Annotated in this window: 17 protein-coding genes; 9 read left to right on the top strand and 8 right to left on the bottom strand. The window is 36.2% G+C overall.

The annotated features are described in order from the left end of the window. Nucleotides 1-3 precede the first annotated feature (3 nt). From ACH3O9_RS17465 to ACH3O9_RS17455, 3 genes are read left to right on the top strand one after another with little or no spacing between them, the layout of a single operon-like run. Complete coding sequence (locus tag ACH3O9_RS17465) at nt 4-417, top strand: response regulator (protein ID WP_416442560.1); 414 nt, start codon at nt 4-6, stop codon at nt 415-417. Between the two features lies 1 nt (nt 418). Then, nucleotides 419-994, top strand: a complete 576-nt coding sequence (locus ACH3O9_RS17460; protein ID WP_416442558.1) for a response regulator — start codon at nt 419-421, stop codon at nt 992-994. Further along, the gene (locus ACH3O9_RS17455) at nt 963-1,556 is read left to right on the top strand and encodes a biliverdin-producing heme oxygenase (protein ID WP_416442556.1); all 594 of its coding nucleotides are present in this window, start codon (nt 963-965) and stop codon (nt 1,554-1,556) included. Before ACH3O9_RS17460 ends, ACH3O9_RS17455 begins: the two co-directional genes overlap by 32 nt. On the opposite strand, the gene ACH3O9_RS17450 is transcribed toward ACH3O9_RS17455, so the two are convergent. The 4 genes from ACH3O9_RS17450 to ACH3O9_RS17435 are packed head-to-tail and all read right to left on the bottom strand — an operon-like array spanning nt 1,557 to nt 4,939. Continuing rightward, nucleotides 1,557-2,741 carry a class I SAM-dependent methyltransferase gene (locus tag ACH3O9_RS17450; RefSeq protein ID WP_416442554.1) on the bottom strand — a complete coding sequence of 395 codons (1,185 nt, stop codon included), beginning with the start codon at nt 2,739-2,741 and terminating at the stop codon, nt 1,557-1,559. Nucleotides 2,742-2,744: 3 nt separating this feature from the next. After that, nucleotides 2,745-3,839: an AI-2E family transporter gene (locus tag ACH3O9_RS17445; RefSeq protein ID WP_416442552.1), complete on the bottom strand. Its 1,095-nt coding sequence runs from the start codon at nt 3,837-3,839 to the stop codon at nt 2,745-2,747. Further along, nucleotides 3,823-4,353 carry a TrmH family RNA methyltransferase gene (locus ACH3O9_RS17440; RefSeq protein ID WP_416442550.1) on the bottom strand — a complete coding sequence of 177 codons (531 nt, stop codon included), beginning with the start codon at nt 4,351-4,353 and terminating at the stop codon, nt 3,823-3,825. Before ACH3O9_RS17440 ends, ACH3O9_RS17445 begins: the two co-directional genes overlap by 17 nt. Beyond that, nucleotides 4,337-4,939 (bottom strand): DUF4159 domain-containing protein, encoded by a 603-nt coding sequence (locus ACH3O9_RS17435; protein WP_416442548.1) that lies wholly within the window; start codon nt 4,937-4,939, stop codon nt 4,337-4,339. Before ACH3O9_RS17435 ends, ACH3O9_RS17440 begins: the two co-directional genes overlap by 17 nt. A gap of 252 nt (nt 4,940-5,191) precedes the next feature. On the opposite strand from ACH3O9_RS17435, the gene ACH3O9_RS17430 reads away from it, so the two are divergent. Beyond that, nucleotides 5,192-5,578 (top strand): bleomycin resistance protein, encoded by a 387-nt coding sequence (locus ACH3O9_RS17430; RefSeq protein ID WP_416442546.1) that lies wholly within the window; start codon nt 5,192-5,194, stop codon nt 5,576-5,578. A gap of 100 nt (nt 5,579-5,678) precedes the next feature. Here ACH3O9_RS17430 and lysA read toward each other — a convergent pair whose 3' ends face one another. Then, the gene (gene lysA / locus ACH3O9_RS17425; protein ID WP_416442544.1) at nt 5,679-6,899 is read right to left on the bottom strand and encodes a diaminopimelate decarboxylase; all 1,221 of its coding nucleotides are present in this window, start codon (nt 6,897-6,899) and stop codon (nt 5,679-5,681) included. A 239-nt stretch (nt 6,900-7,138) separates the two neighbouring features. Between lysA and ACH3O9_RS17420 the strand changes: the two genes are divergently transcribed. From ACH3O9_RS17420 to ACH3O9_RS17400, 5 genes are all read left to right on the top strand, one after another. Next, nucleotides 7,139-7,792: an LON peptidase substrate-binding domain-containing protein gene (locus ACH3O9_RS17420; protein WP_416442542.1), complete on the top strand. Its 654-nt coding sequence runs from the start codon at nt 7,139-7,141 to the stop codon at nt 7,790-7,792. A 134-nt stretch (nt 7,793-7,926) separates the two neighbouring features. Next, nucleotides 7,927-9,117, top strand: a complete 1,191-nt coding sequence (gene sucC, locus ACH3O9_RS17415; RefSeq protein ID WP_416442540.1) for an ADP-forming succinate--CoA ligase subunit beta — start codon at nt 7,927-7,929, stop codon at nt 9,115-9,117. A 168-nt stretch (nt 9,118-9,285) separates the two neighbouring features. Next, entirely contained in the window at nt 9,286-11,775 is a 2,490-nt protein-coding gene (locus tag ACH3O9_RS17410) for a DUF5916 domain-containing protein (RefSeq protein ID WP_416442538.1), read from the top strand. A gap of 362 nt (nt 11,776-12,137) precedes the next feature. Continuing rightward, nucleotides 12,138-12,488 carry a hypothetical protein gene (locus ACH3O9_RS17405; RefSeq protein ID WP_416442536.1) on the top strand — a complete coding sequence of 117 codons (351 nt, stop codon included), beginning with the start codon at nt 12,138-12,140 and terminating at the stop codon, nt 12,486-12,488. A 178-nt stretch (nt 12,489-12,666) separates the two neighbouring features. After that, a complete protein-coding gene (locus ACH3O9_RS17400) occupies nt 12,667-13,110 on the top strand; it encodes an Hsp20/alpha crystallin family protein (protein ID WP_416442534.1) in 444 nt (147 codons plus the stop codon). A gap of 183 nt (nt 13,111-13,293) precedes the next feature. Here ACH3O9_RS17400 and uvrB read toward each other — a convergent pair whose 3' ends face one another. The 3 genes from uvrB to ACH3O9_RS17385 all read right to left on the bottom strand — a co-directional run bounded on the left by uvrB (nt 13,294) and on the right by ACH3O9_RS17385 (nt 20,939). Further along, nucleotides 13,294-15,294, bottom strand: a complete 2,001-nt coding sequence (uvrB, locus tag ACH3O9_RS17395; RefSeq protein ID WP_416442532.1) for an excinuclease ABC subunit UvrB — start codon at nt 15,292-15,294, stop codon at nt 13,294-13,296. A gap of 102 nt (nt 15,295-15,396) precedes the next feature. Continuing rightward, entirely contained in the window at nt 15,397-18,141 is a 2,745-nt protein-coding gene (locus ACH3O9_RS17390) for a T9SS type B sorting domain-containing protein (RefSeq protein ID WP_416442530.1), read from the bottom strand. 80 nt (nt 18,142-18,221) lie between these two features. Further along, entirely contained in the window at nt 18,222-20,939 is a 2,718-nt protein-coding gene (locus tag ACH3O9_RS17385) for a T9SS type B sorting domain-containing protein (protein ID WP_416442528.1), read from the bottom strand.

Here is a 20,939-nt window from a genome sequence, read left to right as displayed (position 1 = left end):
AGCATGACAGGTAAATATGTAGTTTCTATAGAAGATAATAGCAGTGATCTTCTTTTAATGAAACGTATATTTGATAAAGAAATTAAAGGTTGCGATTTGCAACATATAGGTGACGGGGAGAACGCTATTGAGATCTTAGAGTCAGAAGATTGTAAGCATAACCCGCCATCTCTAATACTGCTTGATATAAAATTACCTAAAAAAAATGGACTTGAGGTTTTACGCTTCATTAGGTCAGTGAAAATTTATGATAATGTACCCGTGGTTATACTGAGCTCCTCAGATATTCCAGATGAGATTCAAAAAGCATACAAGCTGGGTGTTAACAGCTTTGTAGAGAAGCCGAAGAATTATCCTGAATTTAGACGTCAATTGCCTGCAATTGTCAACTTTTGGTTAAAATTTAATATTAGTTAGTATGATTGAAGAGCACATAAATTTATTATTAGTAGAAGATAATAAGACAGACGTTGAATTGATAAAAAGGCAGATAGGCAAAGTTTTGTCTAGTTCTTCAATTCAGGTTTCTAATAATATAACAGAGATAGAACAAATACTTACCAGAGGTAACCTGGATATGGTTCTCTGTGATTACAATTTGCCGGGATTTAATGGTCTGGATGTTTTAGAACTAGCACAATCTGTTAATCCAGATGTTATGTTTGTTTTCTTAACGGGGACCATAAATGATGAAGAACTGGCTGCAAATACCATTTTAAGTGGGGCATCGGGTTATATTCTCAAAAAGAACATGCCTATTTTGAGCAACAAATTGTCGCCCTATTTTAATGCAATTGTAAATAACAAGCCGCTTCTTAATCCTGTACGACAGCGAATAATGAATAGTAAAAAGCTGGTAAGCGATATAGAGCGATTCTTAGAGAATTTTTCTAAAGAAAACTTGTCTCATAAAGACGGTATGCGTAAAATACAGCAGGATATAGCACGATTAAAAGCAGGATATGATACTAGAAAACCTAAAGAAGAGAACTGAAAAACTTCACAGAGAAGTAGAGGCAGATAATCTTGCAAAATACATTCTTGACCATACGATTACCAGATCTCAATATGCTAATTTACTGCTGGCAAACTTTGTGGCGTATAACGCGATTGAGACTAAAGCACAGAAAAACAAGTATTTGTTGCCAACTTCATTGATGCAATTTGCTGACGAAGCAAAAAGCACAGCGCTTAGAACTGATTTAAAACAATTGGGAATTGCTACAAATCCTGAATTGTTAACAGCTGATTTTGAAATCAACTCGTTGTCTCAACTTATTGGGATGATATATGTAAGTGAAGGTTCTATGATGGGCGGTATGCTAATTGCCCGGCATCTTGACAAATGTGAAAATCTTGATTCTCAACTTGAGCATCATTTCTTTAATGGTAAAACCAAAGATATTCTCAATAGATGGAAATCTTTTACTGCTGCAGTCAATGAAGTCGTTTTTACTGAAGAAGAAATAGATAAAGCAGTAGAAACTGCGAATGCTACATTTAAACTTTTTGATGACGCATTTAAAACAGACCTTGATCTTTTACCTGCTAAATAATTATATTTTTCTGCAGGCAATAACGACAGCAGAATTATTTAGATCTGTACAAAAGAATAAATAGTCATCACCACCATCTTTTATTTTAAACTTTTTACGAATGTTTTCAACGGAAGTTTTAAAGTTACGTGTCGTGATATTAGCTTTTTTACCGCCAAATTTACCGGCTACATTTTTCTTATTAAAAGATAGTGTTTCCTGAACTTCAAAGCGTCTTCCCGGGAAATCAATTAATTCATCTGATGTATAGAGGTGAGTATTTGTATGCAGCTTTTCTAAATTAAAAGAATTGCCAATCCAGTTAAAAAGTCCCGATTTTAGGAGAGCAGCATTAGGTTCATACAGATATTTTTTAGCTAAAGCGAAAGACGCAGAACTGTCAAGAGCTTCGTGATAATTTGCGGCAGTCACTTCATTACCAGTTGAAAGGATATTTACGGTTTTTAGTACTAAATCTAAACTTTTTACACCCTGTTTCAAAATCCAAAGCAATTCTTTTACTTCGTTATTAACAGCTACAATATGAATTTCTGCTACAGCCGTTAATTCGCGCAGGCCGGCAGAGATATCTAATAATGGGCTGGTTTTTACTATTAATTGGTTAGTTTTTGATAGTAAAAGGCCGATTTTTTCAGGAATATTTGGCAAACAATCCTTCAGCATAAAGACTTTGCCTTTGCTTTCATTACGTCTTGAAGGATCTACATAGATTGTATCAAAATGTGTGGTGTTTTTTGCCAGAAAGTCTAACCCGTCACCACTCACGGTTTTTATATTATTTGCTGCTAAAACTTGAAAGTTGTGGGTTGCAATCTGCGATATCTCATCATTGAGTTCGCAATGAATTACTTCATTATTTACTTTCGAAAAGAAATAACTATCAATTCCTAATCCGCCTGTAATATCTATAAGAGACGCTCCCTTAGCAAGTGATGCTTTGTATTGAGCAGTTGCCTGTGACGATGTTTGCTCAATATTTAATTTAGGCGGGTAGTAAATAGCAGAAGTACTATACCAAATTGGTAATTTGGTTTTTGCTTTTTTTCTACCTTCTAATTGCTGAGCGAGTTCTGCTGCAGTTACATTCTCAAAAGGACTGCCAGACAGAGCAATTCCGGTAATTTCGGCATCTTCATTGTCCTTTAGATAATCCTGAACTTCTTTAGAAAATATAGCTTCGTTCAATCGCTAAAGATTTTTAGTAAGTTTTTGCACGATCTTATATTCAGACAAAAATTCTTTTGCAATCACTTTTATTGCAGTGTAACCGGGTACAGCAACCACCATCCCTAAAATACCAAATATTAGCCCGGAAATAATAATAACCAGAAATATCTCTAATGGATGTGATTTGACGCTATTGCCAAAAATTAACGGCTGATTAATAAAGTTATCTATTAACTGAGCGATACAATAGCCTATAAAAATGTAGATAAGTTTAGGTAAAATCACGCTCTCAAAATCGGCTGTAAAGTACCCAGAAATGACTAAAAGCAGCATTAAAACGCCTCCAACAACCGGCCCAATGTAGGGCACAACATTGAGCATCGCGCAAAATAGCGCTATAGCGAAAGCATTGGGAATCTGGAAGCTTATTAGCAGAATTGAATAAATAACAAATAGAATTAGCAACTGTAAAAAGATGCCAATAAAATAACGCGAAAGTAAATGCTTGGTCTTATGAAAAACATGCCTGAATTTTGATTCTTCACCCGTATTTGCAAAAACCAGAAAGCTATCAAGTAAAAGCCTGCTGTCCTTAAGAAAAAAGAAAGAAATAAATATTACTGAAAGTAAGCCAACTATCAACGAACTCATATTTCCCAGAATTCCGTTTATGAAAAGAGGAATTACTGATATGTCAAAATTCTTTATAAAATCAGATTGCCTTAATCCTTCTATTAAAGTTACCTGATCAACCCCTAAAGACTGGCTAAGCTCAACATTTAAACGGTTAACGTTATGTTTAACTTCTTCAAAATTAATTTGACTTATATGCGCACTTTGATCAATAAGAATGGGTATAAAAAGAGATAGAATACCGGCAATAATAGCGATCACAATAAGAATTGTAGTGACAGCTGCGGCTGCATCGCTAAACCTGAGCCGTTCTTTTAGAAAATTCACTATAGGTCGTCCTACCAGGGATATAACTGCTGCAATGGCTATAAATGCTATAACCGCCTGAATTTTATATATGAGATAGAGTAGAAGTACAATTCCTGCAACTATGCCTAAAGCACGTAAAATTCCGTAAGCGATGATTTTAGATTTGGGGTGCATGCTGTGGTTGTGTTAGTTTATATAAAGCAATTGCGCAGGCGTGACCTACATTCATGCTGCTGTTATTACCATACATAGGGATGTGGGTAATATGATCAAGAATTTTTAAAAGTGAAGATGAGATGCCCATACTTTCACTGCCTATTATTAGTGCTATTTTCTTAAGAGGCTGTATATTTAAATCTTCCAGAGGTAGGCTGTTTGTGGTAATTTCTAATCCTATTGTTGTAAAACCTGCAGTGATCAGTTCTTTTACCAGCTCTTCTGCGCTCTCGTGGTTTGTATAGCGTATATTTTTATCTGCAGAACGTGCTGTACGTTTAAATCTATTTCCTTCAAAATTGATATTTGCATTACAGAAATAAACACTTTCTACACCAAAAGCTTCTGCCAATCTAATGAGTCCGCCGGCATTTGCCGGACTTTCAACACCATCACAAACAAGAACTACCGAAGAAGATAATTCGGCATTTTTAATTTCGTGATGTTGCAATTGCTTAGTTTGTGAAGGCATACTTGACTATGTTTGCTCCCATTTGTAAAGCTTTAAGCCTAACATCTTCAGGGTCATTATGTACTTCAGGATTTTCCCAGCCGTCACCAAGGTCGCATTCGTAGGTATAAAGCAGCACCAATCTGCCATCTTTAAAAATACCAAAAGCCTGAGGGCGTTTGCCATCATGCTCGTGTATTTTAGGCAGGCCTTCAGGAAAAGAGAACACAGCTGAAAATATAGGATGATCTGCCGGGAGTTCTATCAGTTCTTCGTTAGGGAAAAGTTTTTTTATCTCAGGTCTTATATATTGATCCATTCCGTAATTATCATCAATATATAAAAAACCACCACTCTCGAGGTAGTTTCTCAAATTGGTTACTGCCTGTTCAGAAAAGAAAACATTGCCATGACCCGTCATGTGAACCAGCGGATATTGCATTATACCTACATCTGTAGCTTCGATAGAAATATTTTTTTCGCCCAGAGCGGTATGAATATTCTTGTTGCAAAATTTTGCCAGATTAGGCAAAGAAGTAGGATTTGCATACCAATCACCGCCACCCGAATATTGTAAGACAGCCACTTCCTGACCTAAAACAGTCAAGGGGTTAAAACAACACAGAAAAATTAAAAAGATAAATTTGTAAACCTTCAATTTAAATGGGGATTTTGCAGATAACGAAAATAAAGTTTTTCTGGGCAACTAGCTAATATACTTCAATAAACAACATTTTTAAATCTATCAAAATTATATAAAAATAACCCTGATTTTGGTGAGAATTCAAACAGTCAGGGCTATTGAATTAGTAGTTATTTATAGAATAATGATTAACGAAGATTTTGCTATTTTCGCATCATGGCGGTGAATAAGAATGGATATCTGGAACAAATAATACCAGTGCTTGCTGTTAAAGATGTGCTGGAGTCGCTTGAATTTTATGTTCAGAAATTGGGTTTTACACTTGTTTTTGTGAATGAAGAAAGAAAACCGCTTTATGCTGTCTTACGACGAAATAATGTAGCAATTCACTTGCAGTGGCATGCTCCTGAATACTGGACTGCCTTTAACAATAAACCCAGAATAAGAATACAGGTACAGGCGATAGATGACCTTTTTGAAGAATATAGATTAAAAGGCGTTTTTCACAATCACACCGCCCTGGAAGAAAAACCGTGGGGAACAACTGAATTTTCATTTTATGATCCCTCACAAAATGTTCTTATTTTCTACCAGATACATTAAAAAAGCCTTCAAATTGAAGGCTTTTAATTTCCCTTGCGGGTTTTATACTTTATAGCTTTTCGCGAAAAGCAAACAATTTTCCGCTATTTTGAGATACGTATTATTCTACTGAAGCTTTTTCTTTTAAAGGAATTTGATGTCTTAACAGATCATCAAAAGTTTCTCGTTCTCGTATTAAGCGGGCTTCTCCATTAATAAAGAGAACTTCTGCAGGGCGATAACGCGAGTTGTAATTACTTGCCATTGTAAAGCAGTAAGCACCGGCATTGCTAAAGGCAAGAATATCACCTTCGGCTATTTCTGGTATGCGTCTGTTGTTTGCAAAAGTATCTGTCTCACAGATATAACCCACAACCGAATAGAAGCGCTCACGTCCCTTTGGGTTGCTCAAATTATCAATATGATGTTGAGAACCGTAAAGCATAGGGCGTATTAAATGATTAAAACCACTATCAACCTGTGCAAAAACGGTTGACGTTGTTTGTTTTACCACGTTTACCTGTACTAAAAATTTACCTGCTTCACTTACAAGAAATTTCCCTGGTTCAAAAGTAAGGGTGAGTGGTTTGCCGTACTCTTTCGCGAAAGCGTTGAAGCGGCTTCCCAGTTTTTCACCTAGTTCTTCGATATTTGTCTCAATATCGCCGGTTTTATAAGGCACTTTAAATCCGCTGCCAAAATCTATAAAATCAAGATCTTCAAAATGTTTAGCGGTATCAAATAATATTTCTGCGGCATACAAGAAAACATCAATGTCTAAGATGTCGCTACCTGTGTGCATGTGAATCCCGTTAACGTGCATTCCCGTGTTTTTCACAATGCGTAAAAGATGCGGAATCTGATGTATTGAAATTCCGAATTTACTATCGATGTGGCCTACAGAAATGTTGGTATTTCCGCCAGCCATTACATGTGGATTTATGCGCACACAAACAGGAACTGAAGGATGCTTTGTGCCAAACTGTTCTAAAATAGAAAGGTTATCTATATTGATCTGCACACCTAATTTAGAAACTTCTTCTATCTCTCTAAGAGATACACCGTTAGGAGTAAAAATGATGCGATGTGGTTCTACACCGGCAGCAAGACCCAATTTTACTTCTTGTATAGAAACTGTGTCCAGACCTGCGCCCAGATCGTGCAATAGCTGTAGAACAGCTATATTAGTTAAAGCTTTTACTGCATAATTTATGCGTAAGTTCTTGACCTTTTTAAAAGCACTGGTAAGACGTTTATACTGATTTTCTATTTTTTCAGCATCATAAACATACACAGGGCTGCCGTAGTCGTGGGCAATTTTTAAAAGGTCATTTGTATTCATAACTTGCTTTTTGCTTTAAACGCACAAATCTAGCATAGAAATACTATTTAAAAACCCAATAGAGTTAAAAATTGCCAAATAGAACCTCATTATTGCAGAAATATAAGTTTTGGCGTAACTTTTTTATAATTTTAATCCTTTAGAGAGTAATCTTTGAGACCTGCCTTATTGCAAAGAAGTATTTCCCATTAATATGAAATGGGCCTGTCTTGAGGTTTAATTTTTTAAAATTTAATATCATGACCGAAACGCTTGCCATGTTCCCCTTAGAATTAGTTGTTTTTCCTGAGGAAAAGCTGGCGCTGCATATTTTTGAAGATCGCTACCAGCAGCTTATTGCAGATTGTGAAAATGAATCTATAACTTTTGGAATTCCCGCTTACATAAATAAAAAAATGCTGTTTGGCACCGAAGTCAAACTTGACCGTATCGTCAAGCGATATGAATCTGGTGCAAGCGATATTGTATGTGAGGGTTTACGAGTTTTTCAAATACAGTCTTTTTATAATAATCTGGGCGATAAATTATACGCAGGCGGTACGATTAAAATGCTAAATAATACAGAAGACGGCACAATGTTGCAACGCAGACGGTTTTTAACTCTCGTGCAGGAATTGTATAAGGCTCTTGATGTTACTCTGCCTACTTTTGATCCGCTATTGATCACTAGTTATTCATTTGCACATAAAATAGGTTTGGCACTTGAGCAGGAACATAAACTGCTTCAATTTGAATCTGAATCTGATCGTTTTGCTTTTCTTATAGATCATCTTTCGGTTACAATACCGGTAATAAGAGAGATCAATCGCACTAAAGAATTGATAAAAATGAATGGTCATTTTAAGAATTTTGATCCGCTTGATTTTACAGATTTTAAACTTGAAGATTTTTAAAAATCGGTCTACAGTTTCAAATACCTCCTTTTTCAAGGTCAATATCTCACCAAAACATCAATAAACATTAGTAAGGTTACCCTGAAATAGTTACTTTTGTTCAGCAATTTTCAAAATTTTAGAAACGCCTGATTATGAATTTACACGAATATCAAGGAAAGGAAATATTAAACAGTTTTGGGGTGCGCATACAGCGCGGAATAGTAGCAACTACGCCAGAAGAGGCGGTAGATGCTGCAAAAAAATTAACTGAAGAAACCGGTACCGGCTGGCATGTGATTAAAGCACAGGTTCATGCAGGTGGTCGTGGAAAAGGTGGCGGTGTAAAACTTGCAAAAAACCTTCAGGAAGTTTCTAAGATAGCAGGTGAAATAATAGGGATGAACCTTGTTACACCTCAAACCTCTGCAGAAGGTAAAAAAGTACATCAGGTTTTAATTGCAGAAGATGTGTATTATCCTGGTGACAGCGAGCCTGATGAATTTTACATGTCTGTATTGCTTAACCGCGGTACTGGTAAGAATATGATCATGTATTCTACCGAAGGTGGTATGGATATTGAAGAAGTAGCAGAGAAAACACCACATTTAATATATCATGAAGAGGTTGATCCTGCAGTAGGTTTAATGCCTTTTCAAGCACGTCGCATTGCCTTTAATTTAGGATTAAGCGGTGGCGCATTTAAAGAAATGACAAAATTTGTAATGTCTCTTTATGAGGCATATAGCAAGTCTGATTCATCACTTTTTGAGATCAACCCTGTTCTTAAAACAAGTGATGACAAAATAATGGCAGTAGATGCTAAGGTTTCTCTTGATGATAATGCACTTTTTCGTCATAAGGATTATGCTGCAATGCGTGATGTACGTGAGGAGAATGCGGTAGAAGTAGAAGCAAAAGCTGCTGGTCTTAATTATGTAGATCTTGATGGTAATGTAGGTTGTATGGTAAATGGCGCAGGTCTTGCCATGGCAACGATGGATCTTATTAAGCAAGCGGGTGGTGAACCGGCTAACTTTCTTGATGTAGGTGGTACTGCAGACGCAGAACGTGTTGAAACTGCTTTTAAGTTGATACTTAAAGATCCTAATGTAAAAGCGATTCTTGTAAATATCTTTGGTGGTATTGTAAGATGTGATCGTGTAGCTCAGGGTATTGTAGATGCTTATAAGAACATGGGTAATATAGAAGTGCCTATTATTGTAAGACTACAGGGTACAAATGCAGATATCGCTAAAGAATTAATAGATAATAGCGGTCTGGATGTGCAAAGTGCAATAGAATTTCAGGAAGCAGCAGATAAAGTGCATGCAGTTCTAGCATAAACCCATTAACATAAAATTTTAGAAAACCTCTGGAGAAATCCGGAGGTTTTTTTATGCACTGCTGTTTTTTTATTAAAGCATGTAGAATCTTCTAGTAAATTTTCTGAAAAAGAATCGAGATAAATGTAACATTTCAATTTTTGGTTTGTCTTTTTTAAAAGCTAACCAATGAGATTTACACCACTTTTAATTTTCATCTTTTTCATAACAGGAATTTTACCGGCGCAGGAAACAGACAGTATTTCGCGTAAAAAAATCACAATCACACGAACTTCGGTAAGTCCAAAAATTGATGGAAATCTTGATGATGAAGCGTGGAAAAACGCCTCTTTAGCTACAAATTTCGTCGAAAGAGTACCAAATAACGGGATTCCTATTCCTGATAGTTTAAAGACCGAAGTGAAAATAGTTTATGACGATCTGGGAATTTATTTTGGTGCTACGATGTATGATCCTCATATTGAAGATATTTTAACAGAACTTACCGAAAGAGATGACATTGGTAATGATGACTTTTTCTTCATCTTACTCAATGGTTATAATGACAGGCAACAAAGTTTACAGTTTATTGTTACTGCTGCAGGAGTGCAGTATGATGCAAAAATGACCAATGATAATGAGGATTCTTCGTGGAATGGTGTCTGGTACAGTGCAGTAGATATTAAAGAAGACCGCTGGGTCGCTGAAATGTTTATACCTTATTCTGAGTTGCGTTTTCCTAAAAAAGACGTGCAGGAATGGGGACTGAATATGGAGCGCGAATTAAGACGTACGCGTACACGCTATAGCTGGAGTCCTGTAGATAATCAGAAAGGTTCTTTCTCAATTTATGATGGCGAGGTTTATGGAATAGAAAATATAAAAACGCCTACACGATTATCTTTTCAGCCGTATGTTTCTACATATGTTACAGATTATGATGGTGATACAGAGTTGAATGTAAATGGCGGTATGGATCTAAAATATGGTATAAACGATGCGTTTACGCTAGATATGATACTCATACCAGATTTTGGCCAAACCAAATTTGATGATGCCGTATTAAATCTTTCGGCTTTTGAAGTACAATATAACGAGCGCAGACCATTTTTTACAGAAGGAACAGAGCTCTTTAGCATAGGAGATATGTTCTATTCGCGAAGAGTGGGAGGTGCGCCTTCCGGCAGAATTGATCTGGCGCCTAACGAGGAGTTTTTGTTGTACCCCTCGTCTGTAGATCTTATTAATGCGCTTAAGATATCTGGCCGCACAGACAAAGGTTTAGGTGTGGGTTTCTTTAATGCAATAACTGAGCGTACATTGGTTAAAATAAATAATATTGAGACTAACGAAGTGCGAAAAGCGGTTGTAGAGCCATTTACTAATTATAACGTTCTGGTACTTGATCAGCGTTTTGGTGACAATTCATCAGTTTCTATGGTGAATACAAATGTTATGCGTGAGGGCGATTTTACAGATGCTAATGCAACTGGTCTCTACGCAAATATTACAAATAAGAAAAATACGCTTAGATATTGGGCAAGTACAGAAGGAAGTTGGGTTGTTTCAGATGTGACGAAATTTGGTGTGGAAGCTCAAGCCGGAATTTCAAAAATAAATGGAAAACATCGCATTTCGACAGAAGTCAATCTAAGAACTAAAGATTATGATATTAATGATCTGGGTTATTCTACCCGTACAAATCGCATTAATTATTACGGCTATTATGGATACCGCTATTTGCAGCCAAAGGGATTTTTAAACAATCTATATCTCAATTTTAATCTTAATTATGACAGGCGTCTTGATCCCGGTTTGTACAGCAATTTCCTTTTTAATTTCAATTCTAGTTTTACAACGAAAGATTTTTTTAGTTTTGGCGGTGGTTTTGAAACCACACCATTTAAAACCAATGATATTTATGAGCCGCGTGTAGATGGGCGCTTTGTAGAAATACCATCCTATTACAATCCGTGGATATGGCTCAATACAGATTATCGTAAAAAGGTCGCGATTGAATTTGTGTTTGACTGGTATAAATACAATGAGCAGGGCAGGGGCCAATTAAATGTCAACTTTCTCACGACCTACAGAGCTTCAGATCAATTTAGAATAACGTATTCTATCAATAACAATTTTTCTGATAAGGAACAGGGTTTTGTGAATTTTCAAGATGATGCGATCATATTCGGTCAGCGTTACAGAAATACAATTACAAATTCATTAGAGTCAAAATACATCTTTAATAATACAATGGCTTTAAATCTGGCTTTTAGACATTACTATACAGATGTAGAGTACAGTAAATTTTACGACTTACAAGATAACGGAAGCCTTGTAGTTAATGATTATGGTAACAATCACAACACGACCTACAACAGCTGGAATATAGACTTAAGATTTTCATGGTGGTTTGCTCCCGGTAGTCAGGTTTCTATACTTTACAGAAATGCAATAGAGAGTTACTTGCCAGAATCTGGTCAAAAATTCAATACTAATTTTCAATATTTATTTGATCAGCCTATGTTGAATAGTCTGTCGCTAAGAGTAAGCTATTATCTTAATTACAATAGGATAAAAAACTGGCTGGGGCCAAAAGAAACAATAGATACACCGCGGGAGCGGGATTTACGTTCTGGTAAAGTTGCGAGTAATTCAATATTCGAAAGACATTTTTAGATATTTCGTAAACAAGGATGAAAAATCGAGTAAATACCTATGAAAATCGGATTATTTAGGGGATAAAATGGATGTTAATTAGGGTTTTTCCGGGATAAAATCGCGTTTTCCTCCTTACATTTATATATCGATTTGGTAGTGTTCTTTTAAACTGGATTACTACTTAATTGAATAGTTTTGAAATAAATATTTGTGGTATAAAATTGAATTTTAAATTGAGAAAATTCAGGAACAAATTCTCTAATCAGGAATTATATCATAAACGAACTGAAACGTTAAAAAACGTTAAAATTTAAATTAGACTGTAACTAAAGCTTTGCTAATCAGTCTTATTAGTAACATCAATCTTTAATCAAACAATTATGAAAACAATGCAAACACTGCTGTTAGCCTTAGCATTAACAGGAAGCAGCGCGATCTTCGCAACAACAACAGAACCAACAACAGATGACAAACCTGTTAAACCAGTAACAATTAATACTGAGGTGGGAAAAATGCTCGACAAGCATAAATTTGATTTCAAAAATGACGTCGAAACAATGGTGACATTTACAGTAAACAAAGAAAATGAAATCGTTGTATTAGAAGTAAAAACTGATGATCCACAAGTTGAGACTTACATCAAGTCACGCCTTAATTATCAAAAATTAACTAGTCCTACTAAAAAGAACATAAATTATTTTATGCCTGTCAAATTAGAAAAACTTAATTAGTTAGTCAATTGTTCTTGAATTTTGGAAAGACCGGTCAGCAATGGTCGGTCTTTCTATTTTTGACAAAATGACATCTGTAATTGCGCTAAAACAGACAAATAGTCTGTTTATTTTAGCTGGTATTTAAATTGCTAATAGACAATTGTAAAATTAAAAGTCAAATTTAAAACTTACAGATATGAGCTTAATTAAGAGAACAAACGAAAACTGGTTGCCATCAATTTTTGATGATATGTTTAAAACAGATTGGTTAGGAGGGACAAGTAATGTCAATAACATAGGCGTTAGTATTCCTGCTGTAAACATTGTAGAAAGAGATGACAGCTTTGAGGTTGCAGTAGCAGCTCCCGGCAAAGAGAAAGAAGATTTTAATATTGAATTAGATAATGATGTCTTGACTATCTCTGCCGAAGAAAGACATGAAAATGAAACTGCTGATGATAAAGGCAGATTCACACGTAGAGAATTTAGCTACAGCACTTTTAAACGCGCATTTAGCCTTCCTGAAAGTGTAGAGAGTGAAAAAATAAGTGCAAATTATTTAAATGGTGTACTTAACATCTCTATCCCTAAGAAAGAAGAAGCAAAGGTACAGGCAAAAAGATTAATAGAAATTGCCTAAGCTTGATGTAATTACTGAAGAAAAAAGACCTGCATTGCAGGTCTTTTTTTATGCGATCTTTTAAGATCAAGAGTTTTGACACATTCTACTAGATATAGATTTGCTTAATTTCTTTTTAGCGTTAAGCTTTTAATATCTAAAAATCTCAATGTTTTAACCGATTTTATGCCTTAAAAGCCGATTTTAAGCGAGTTCTTTAGCCTTTTCCTGCAAGCTTTTTATTTGATCTCTCAATCTGGCAGCTTCCATAAAATCGAGTTCTTTTGCAGCTGTCTCCATAGATTTTCTGGTATCTCGTATCATTTTTTCCAGTTGACCTTTGCTCATATAAGCAGTGTCTGGCTCTGCAGCTAAACCTGAAAGTTCTGCAGCTTCAACCTTATATTTTTCTTTTTTCGCTAAAGCATTATTAAGCGATTTTTTAATCGCCATTGGGGTAAGATTATGTTTTGTATTGTAATCGATCTGTTTCTGTCTGCGATATTCTGAGGCATCTATTGTCTCCTGCATACTTCGCGTGATCTTGTCTGCATACATGATTGCCTTACCATTTATATTACGCGCAGCTCTACCAATGGTTTGCGTCAGGGAGCGATTACTTCTTAAGAAACCTTCTTTGTCTGCATCTAGAATCGCTACGAGCGAAACTTCAGGAAGATCCAGCCCTTCACGCAATAAGTTAACACCTACGAGTACATCAAAAATACCTTCGCGTAGTTCCTGCATGATCTCTACACGCTCAAGCGTATCAACATCTGAGTGTATGTATCGTGTACGAATGTCTATACGGGTTAGGTATTTGGTAAGCTCTTCCGCCATTCTCTTGGTAAGCGTTGTCACCAGCGTACGCTCATCTTTTTCTACTCGTTTATTTATTTCTTCAATAAGATCATCTATCTGGTTTAAACTTGGCCGCACTTCTACAATAGGATCAAGAAGTCCTGTAGGTCTTATAATTTGCTCAACATACGTTCCTTCAGACTTCTGCAATTCATAATCTGCAGGGGTTGCACTTACATAGATAACCTGATTTTGCAGTGCTTCAAATTCTTCAAATTTAAGGGGTCTGTTATCCATAGCTGCAGGAAGTCTAAAACCGTACTCTACCAGATTTTCTTTCCTGCTCCTATCGCCACCATACATCGCACTTACCTGCGAGACTGTAACGTGACTTTCATCAACCACCATTAAAAAGTCATCAGGAAAATAATCTAAAAGACAGAAGGGGCGTGTACCGGGTTCTCTGCCGTCCAGATAACGCGAATAGTTTTCAATACCTGAACAATAACCGAGTTCTCTAATCATCTCAAGGTCAAAATTAGTACGTTCTTCCAGGCGTTTTGCCTCTAAGTGTTTTCCTATTTCCTTAAAATATTCTACTTGTTTGCCCAGATCAATACTTATCTGGTCAATAGCTCCCTGCAAGCGATGCGGACTCGTAACAAACATGTTTGCCGGGTAAATATTAAGCCTTTCAGTTTTCGCAAGAACCTCGTTAGTTAGCGGATCAAAAGATTCTATTTCTTCAATTTCATCACCAAAGAAATGAATACGATATGCATTGTCTGCATAACCGGGAAACACATCTACGGTGTCTCCTTTTATTCTAAAATTACCACGGTTAAAATCTGCTTCAGTACGGCTGTACAAACTCTGTACAAGTCGTTTTAGCAGCTGCGTACGGCTAATGATTTCATCGGTTTTAATGGAAACCACATTCTTCTGAAATTCAACAGGATTACCAATACCATACAAACAGGAAACTGAAGCAACCACAAGTACATCACGTCTACCGGAAAGCAGAGCGGATGTTGCACTAAGACGCAATTTTTCTATCTCTTCATTTATAGAAAGATCTTTCTCGATATAAGTTCCCGATGTAGGAATGTAAGCTTCCGGTTGATAATAATCGTAATACGACACAAAATACTCAACAGCATTTTCAGGAAAAAATGCCTTGAACTCACTATAAAGCTGGGCGGCGAGAGTCTTGTTGTGTGCTAAGACAAGCGTGGGTTTTTGTACGCGCTCAACAACATTAGCAACAGTAAAGGTTTTACCACTTCCTGTTACACCTAAAAGAGTTTGATATCTTTCTTTTGCATTTAAGCCTTCAACTAACTGTTTAATAGCTTCGGGTTGATCCCCGGTGGGTAAAAAATCTGATACAATATTGAATTTCAAGTCGCCGTGTTTTAAAGCAAAATTACGCTATTTTAAAGTGTATAGGAAACGTTGAAGAAAGCCCGCCAGATAATTAACGCCTTATTAAGACAAATATTCGGTTTACCGCTTTAATGTAAAGTGACCTTTAAAATCTCTTCCATCTTTAAGCGAAACTTGAAACCAATAATCATCTGTAGGCATCAGCTTACCACGATAAGTGCCGTCCCAGCCTTCACCTTCAGGATCCAGCTGAATTAAAAGTTTACCAAACCTGTCATAGATAAATATTCTGTCAATTTCATATTCAGGATCGTCATAAGTGTATGGAAGCCATAAGTCGTGATAACCGTCATTATTGGGTGTGAAGTATTGAGGAATACCAAAAACAGTCAAGTTATATTCACTCACGTCACAGCCATTTGTATCTTTTGCATATACTATGTGTTCACCATATGGGACATTTGTAAATACAGGAGATTCCTGATATGACCCATTTATATAGTCAAGCGCATATAATGTTTGCGATACTGTATTGTTTACATGAACAGTAAGTGTGGTGCTTTTACCATCAAAATCTTGATTTATATCAGAAATTATGGGTGCCGTTGTTGATTGAATATTAAAATCTATTATCGCAGCGCAATCTAATTCGGGATCACTTATAGTTAAGGTATACATACCAATACTGTCTATTACAATTGTGGGTGTATTCTCTCCTGTATTCCAGTTTAACTCATAATTTGATGCAGAGTTAATAGAAATAATATCGCCTATTTCAATAGGAAAATCGGCTGCACACACATTTTTTTCAACAGCATTCACAAAGTTTGGGAATGATTTTAATTCTAAATCAATCTTACCGAAACCATAGCATATATTTTCATCTTCTGCACGAATATATACAGTTCTGGGCTCAGAAGTATAATCTGCCGGTAAAGGGTTTTCACCAAAGGCGGCATCATCTTCATTTGTGTGAAAGGTCAAATTGATCGCCGCATCAAGATTAAGCTCTTGTTTAATTTTAGCTTCTATATTCACAAAGTTGAAGTTTCCCTTACCATCACCAAAATCGCATTCCTTTACAGGCGAAGGATTTATAGATATACTTTCTGTCGTTTTTAATTTTATTTCTGTGATGTCGTAACAACTCGTGCCACCACCTACGACCTTTGCGTATAAGATCTGGTCTGGTTCTTTGTTTGTATAAATATTATCCAGAGATTCTTCATTATTCTCATCATCGAGTGCATTCTGTAACTGCTCGTAAAAATAAACCTGTAATGAATTTTGACCTGCAGTTAAATAATCTCTTGCCAACAAAAGATTGAAAGTAGTGAGACCATCTGCTGCCTTGTCAATATCACATTGTCTAAGGACAAAATCTTCAGTAAGATCTGGAATTTTGACTATCTCTATTTCTTTGCAAATAGGTTCTGAAGGAATACCATTATTAAATTTAGTAAGCACTACCGTATATGTTCCCGGTTGTTCAAAAACGTGTGAAGGATTTTCCTCTACAGAGGTAACACCATCGCCAAAATCCCATTCTACGCTATCATAATCTGTGTCTTTTATTATAAATGTTGTAGCTTCATCAAAACACGCATCCTCATAATCAAAAGTGGTATTAAATAATGATTGTATAAAAGGAGGGAGCCCTAATCGTACGAATGATGGAGATATATTAACTGAATTTGATGAATAATTACAAGCACTACCTAATTCTTCAGGGTTATTAATAACAGATAGGGAAGTATGATTTTCCGCTCCGGTTAAAGCAGGGTAGCCTGCCCGATAAATTTTACCATTTAAAGCAAGTTGTAAGGCTCCCGTAACATTATTTGAACTGTTAATTGTTGTTCTTGAAGACAGTATGTTAGAGCTGTTTAAATCAAATTGATACAATTCTCCACTTTGTACAATATCGTCAGCACTATAGGTGTTTGAAGTAATGTATAGCTTTGTGCTCTTGGGGGAAAACTCAACACCGTAAGGATATTTATTGTTGAGAATAAGTTCATCATTTGAAGCCTTTCCGGAAATGTCGTCAAAGTCGTAAAGATATACCTGTCCTGTATTTTTACTACCGGTACGTGGGCTTCCCAATGAAGTGCCTGAATAGGCTGCAGCAATTTTTTCACCGTTTGGCGAAAATTTAAGGTATCCTTTTGCTGTTATATTTACATCATTTCCATCAATAATAGGCGGGAAATTACGCGATAAAGTCGAAATTACGGGTGAAGTATTCACTCCTGAAGAACTTACATTAAATGCATAAAACTTATTTGTAAATTGAGTAAGAACCCAGTAAGATTCACAGTCTCCACTAACTACGGCAGTGATCTTTTCCGAACTTTTATACTCGCTTTCTACAGGATCGTTAGTGTTGTAAGTAATTAAATGTATATTTTTTTTGTCTGGAATTATAGCACCATAGCCATTATTTAACGACATGTCAACCTCAGAAAAATTAACACCTTCTATGGGGTCATCTTTCACATCACTATAATCTGGTTTATCAATAGTAAAAATAAAATACCTTCCGGGATTGGCAGGACGAGGCACAATAATAGCAGATTGGGTGCTTGAGACATTTCCTTTTAAACCCGTACCATTTAGCATAATTTCTCCTCTGCGATCGTATACGGTCATTCCATCAGTATAAAAAAGAGAGTTGCCGTTTCTGTCAGAAATTGAAGCGGAGCCTTCTACAGTTGCCAGATGGCCTTGTATGGGAGTAGGGTTGCCATTTCCTTCAAAATGTAAACCAGCTCTAACACCAAAATACCAGTTAGCAGCTTCTTTTTGTGCATATGACTTGAAAGAAAAAAGACTTAGTATAAGTAAAAATTGTAATAATTTCATCAGCTTTAAATATATCATAATAAAATCACTCTTATTAGGATATTTTACAAAGGTTAGCTCAGGCGGAATTATAAGGTTTCTTACCTTTTTAAAGTAAAATGGGATTTAAATTCTCTACCATCCTGTAGAATCACATGAAACCAATAATCATCAGCGGGCATTACTTTACCTCTGTATGTGCCATCCCAGCCTTGCGAAAGTGGGTCGAGTTGTTTTATTAATTTGCCAAATCTGTCAAAAATTAAGATGCTGGTTTTTGGCTGTATGAGGTTGCTAATACCTTGTACCTGCCAATAATCGTGGTAACCATCTGCATTAGGAGTAAAAAACCTGGCATAGCCTATTACGCTAAAGTCAAGCGTAGAATTTCCACATGTTTCAAGAGATCTTACATAAACCGTATAAAAACCGGGTTGAAGATTAGTAAAAATATTGCTTTCCTGATAGGGACCAAGCTCATCTAACGCATATTGTAAAGTACCATCGCCGGTTGCGGTAATAGTAGCTGTATTATTATCTGAAACATCTACCACATCTACAGAAGATATGGATGGTAGATCGCGACCTATAATATTTACAGATTTAGAACTTGAACAGCCTGTATTTATATTGGTTATAGTAAGAGTATGATTGCCAACAAGATTAGTTTCTAAATATGGAGTAGTTTGTCCTTCGGGCATCCACTCATAACTATAATTTTGACTGGGATCTGGTTGAAAATCTGGAATAATCTGTATTTTTTCCGGATAGTTGTTTGTGCAATACAGCGTTTCGGCCATTAGTTCAAAATCAGGTTCTGGGGCAATAAGCAGGTTGACTTCATTAATGGCATAGCATGAGTTGTCATTTTCTATCCGTGCATATACGATCTGATTATCTGGTATTTCATTTATATAGTCATCTGTAAGCAACTCATCAGGATTTTCTAATAATGCACCATCTTTAGTTTTATAAAAGGTAAATTCTGCCGAATTATTATTTGGTAAAAGCTGATTTTTAGCTTCTACAAGCGAAAAATTGGCAAATCCATCCTGATTTTCGTCGCAGGCATAAAGTGTTGCATTGCCTGCCTGTATACTACTTACTTCTATATCAAAAGGAAGAATGATAGAACAATCTGCTCTGTTTGTTAGTCTTGTATAAAGTGTTTCAAGGGGTAAGCTGTTTTCATAACCATACGGGTTGATAGAATCTGTCATGGTTTCGGCATCACCTTGTGTGTGATAAAATGAAACATTAATTGTAGGATTATTGTCTGTTAAGACGTCTGTGATTTCGTCAAGATTAAACAAACTATAACCATCTGCGGTCTCAGAATCTTCGCATTGTAATAATTTTGGTTTCTGGGCACCAGATTTGGGAAGGGCGTAATAAGTTACAGCTGCAATTCCTTTTTTCTCACAGGTACTTCCATCATTAAGATCTACGAGTAATTTATAGTCGGCTATTTGTGGGAACGGCGCATTAGGATCTTCTGCAATGTCTAATTCATTAGTGGTTTCTCCCGCTATTTCATTCCCATCTAAAAACCAGCGGTATGTAGCACCCGGAATCAAATCGTATTTTAGAGTGTAAGTTTCCCTTTCGCACAAATTTAATTGAGAAGTACTCAGATTGTTTTGTATGATATCTATAGTATTAAAAAGGGATTGATTAAACGGAGGTAATCCCTGAAAACTTAACCCCTGACCTAAAAAAATAGCTTTATCAACATAATTTGACGCAAACCCCGGTTCATTGGGATTTTCTATAACTCCCAGGTATGGCAGACCGTCATAATAACCTCTGCTTAATGCTCTGTAAATTTTACCATCAGGACCCAATTGTAGGCTACCGCGATAATAATTCTCAAAATGAAGTTCTATTTGACTGTCTCCTATATAAGTACTTTCAAGATCGTATTGTACTAGCGATGATCTGTTTGCTGAGGGAGGGCCATTAGAGTCTAAGTTATTAAAACTGTCGATATATAAGAATCTATTATTAGGAGAAAACTCTACGCCATAAACCGCATAATTAGGGCCATGAACTGCTATTGACATAGGGTTTGCAACCTTTCCTGTCTCTGAGTCAAAATCCATTAAATATAAGGGAGCAGTTCCATTAGCAGCAGCAAGCATTTGACCGTTTGGTGAAAACTTTAGATTCCCTCTGTTATCATCAATAGAAACTCCCAGAGTCGATTTTACAGGTGTAGTGTTTACGCCGTCAGGTGTTACTGCATACGTGAAAAAAGTATTTATGTTTTGATTATTGTTTTGGCCAGAACTGTTAGAAAGTGTAACTACCCATACAGAATCACTGTCGCAACCTTGAATAACAGCACTAAGTTTTTCTGTGGCGTAATTAAGCAGATGAATATTTTTTTGAGTAACAGCACCTAACGGATTTGTAGTAAAATCAACTATAGAATAGTTTAAGCCATGATAGTTTTCTGTATCAAAAAGGGAATCCATCGTGAATACGTAAAAAATATTAGGATCTCCGGGTTTAGGAATTATAATGGCAGACTGCGTACTGGAAGCGTTCCCAAACAAACCGCTCCCGTTTTCCATCACTTCATGGTTTTGATTGTAAACTGTCTTGCCATCTGTATAAAAAAGCAATTGACCCCTTTCATCAGAAATAGTTGCACAACCTTCTACTGTAGATAAATTGCCGTTCTGCACGGCAGTAGGAGGTGAAGTTGTAAAATTGAGTCCCGCCTTCTGGCCAAAATACCAATTATTTGCAGCGCCCTGGCCTGAAGCAAAATATGTAGTAAATACGCAAAAGACAAAGCACCAAAATAATTTCAT

Source organism: Leeuwenhoekiella sp. A16, assembly GCF_047946675.1.
Classification (GTDB): Bacteria; Bacteroidota; Bacteroidia; order Flavobacteriales; family Flavobacteriaceae; genus Leeuwenhoekiella.
This window is presented reverse-complemented; position numbering and strand designations above follow the sequence as displayed.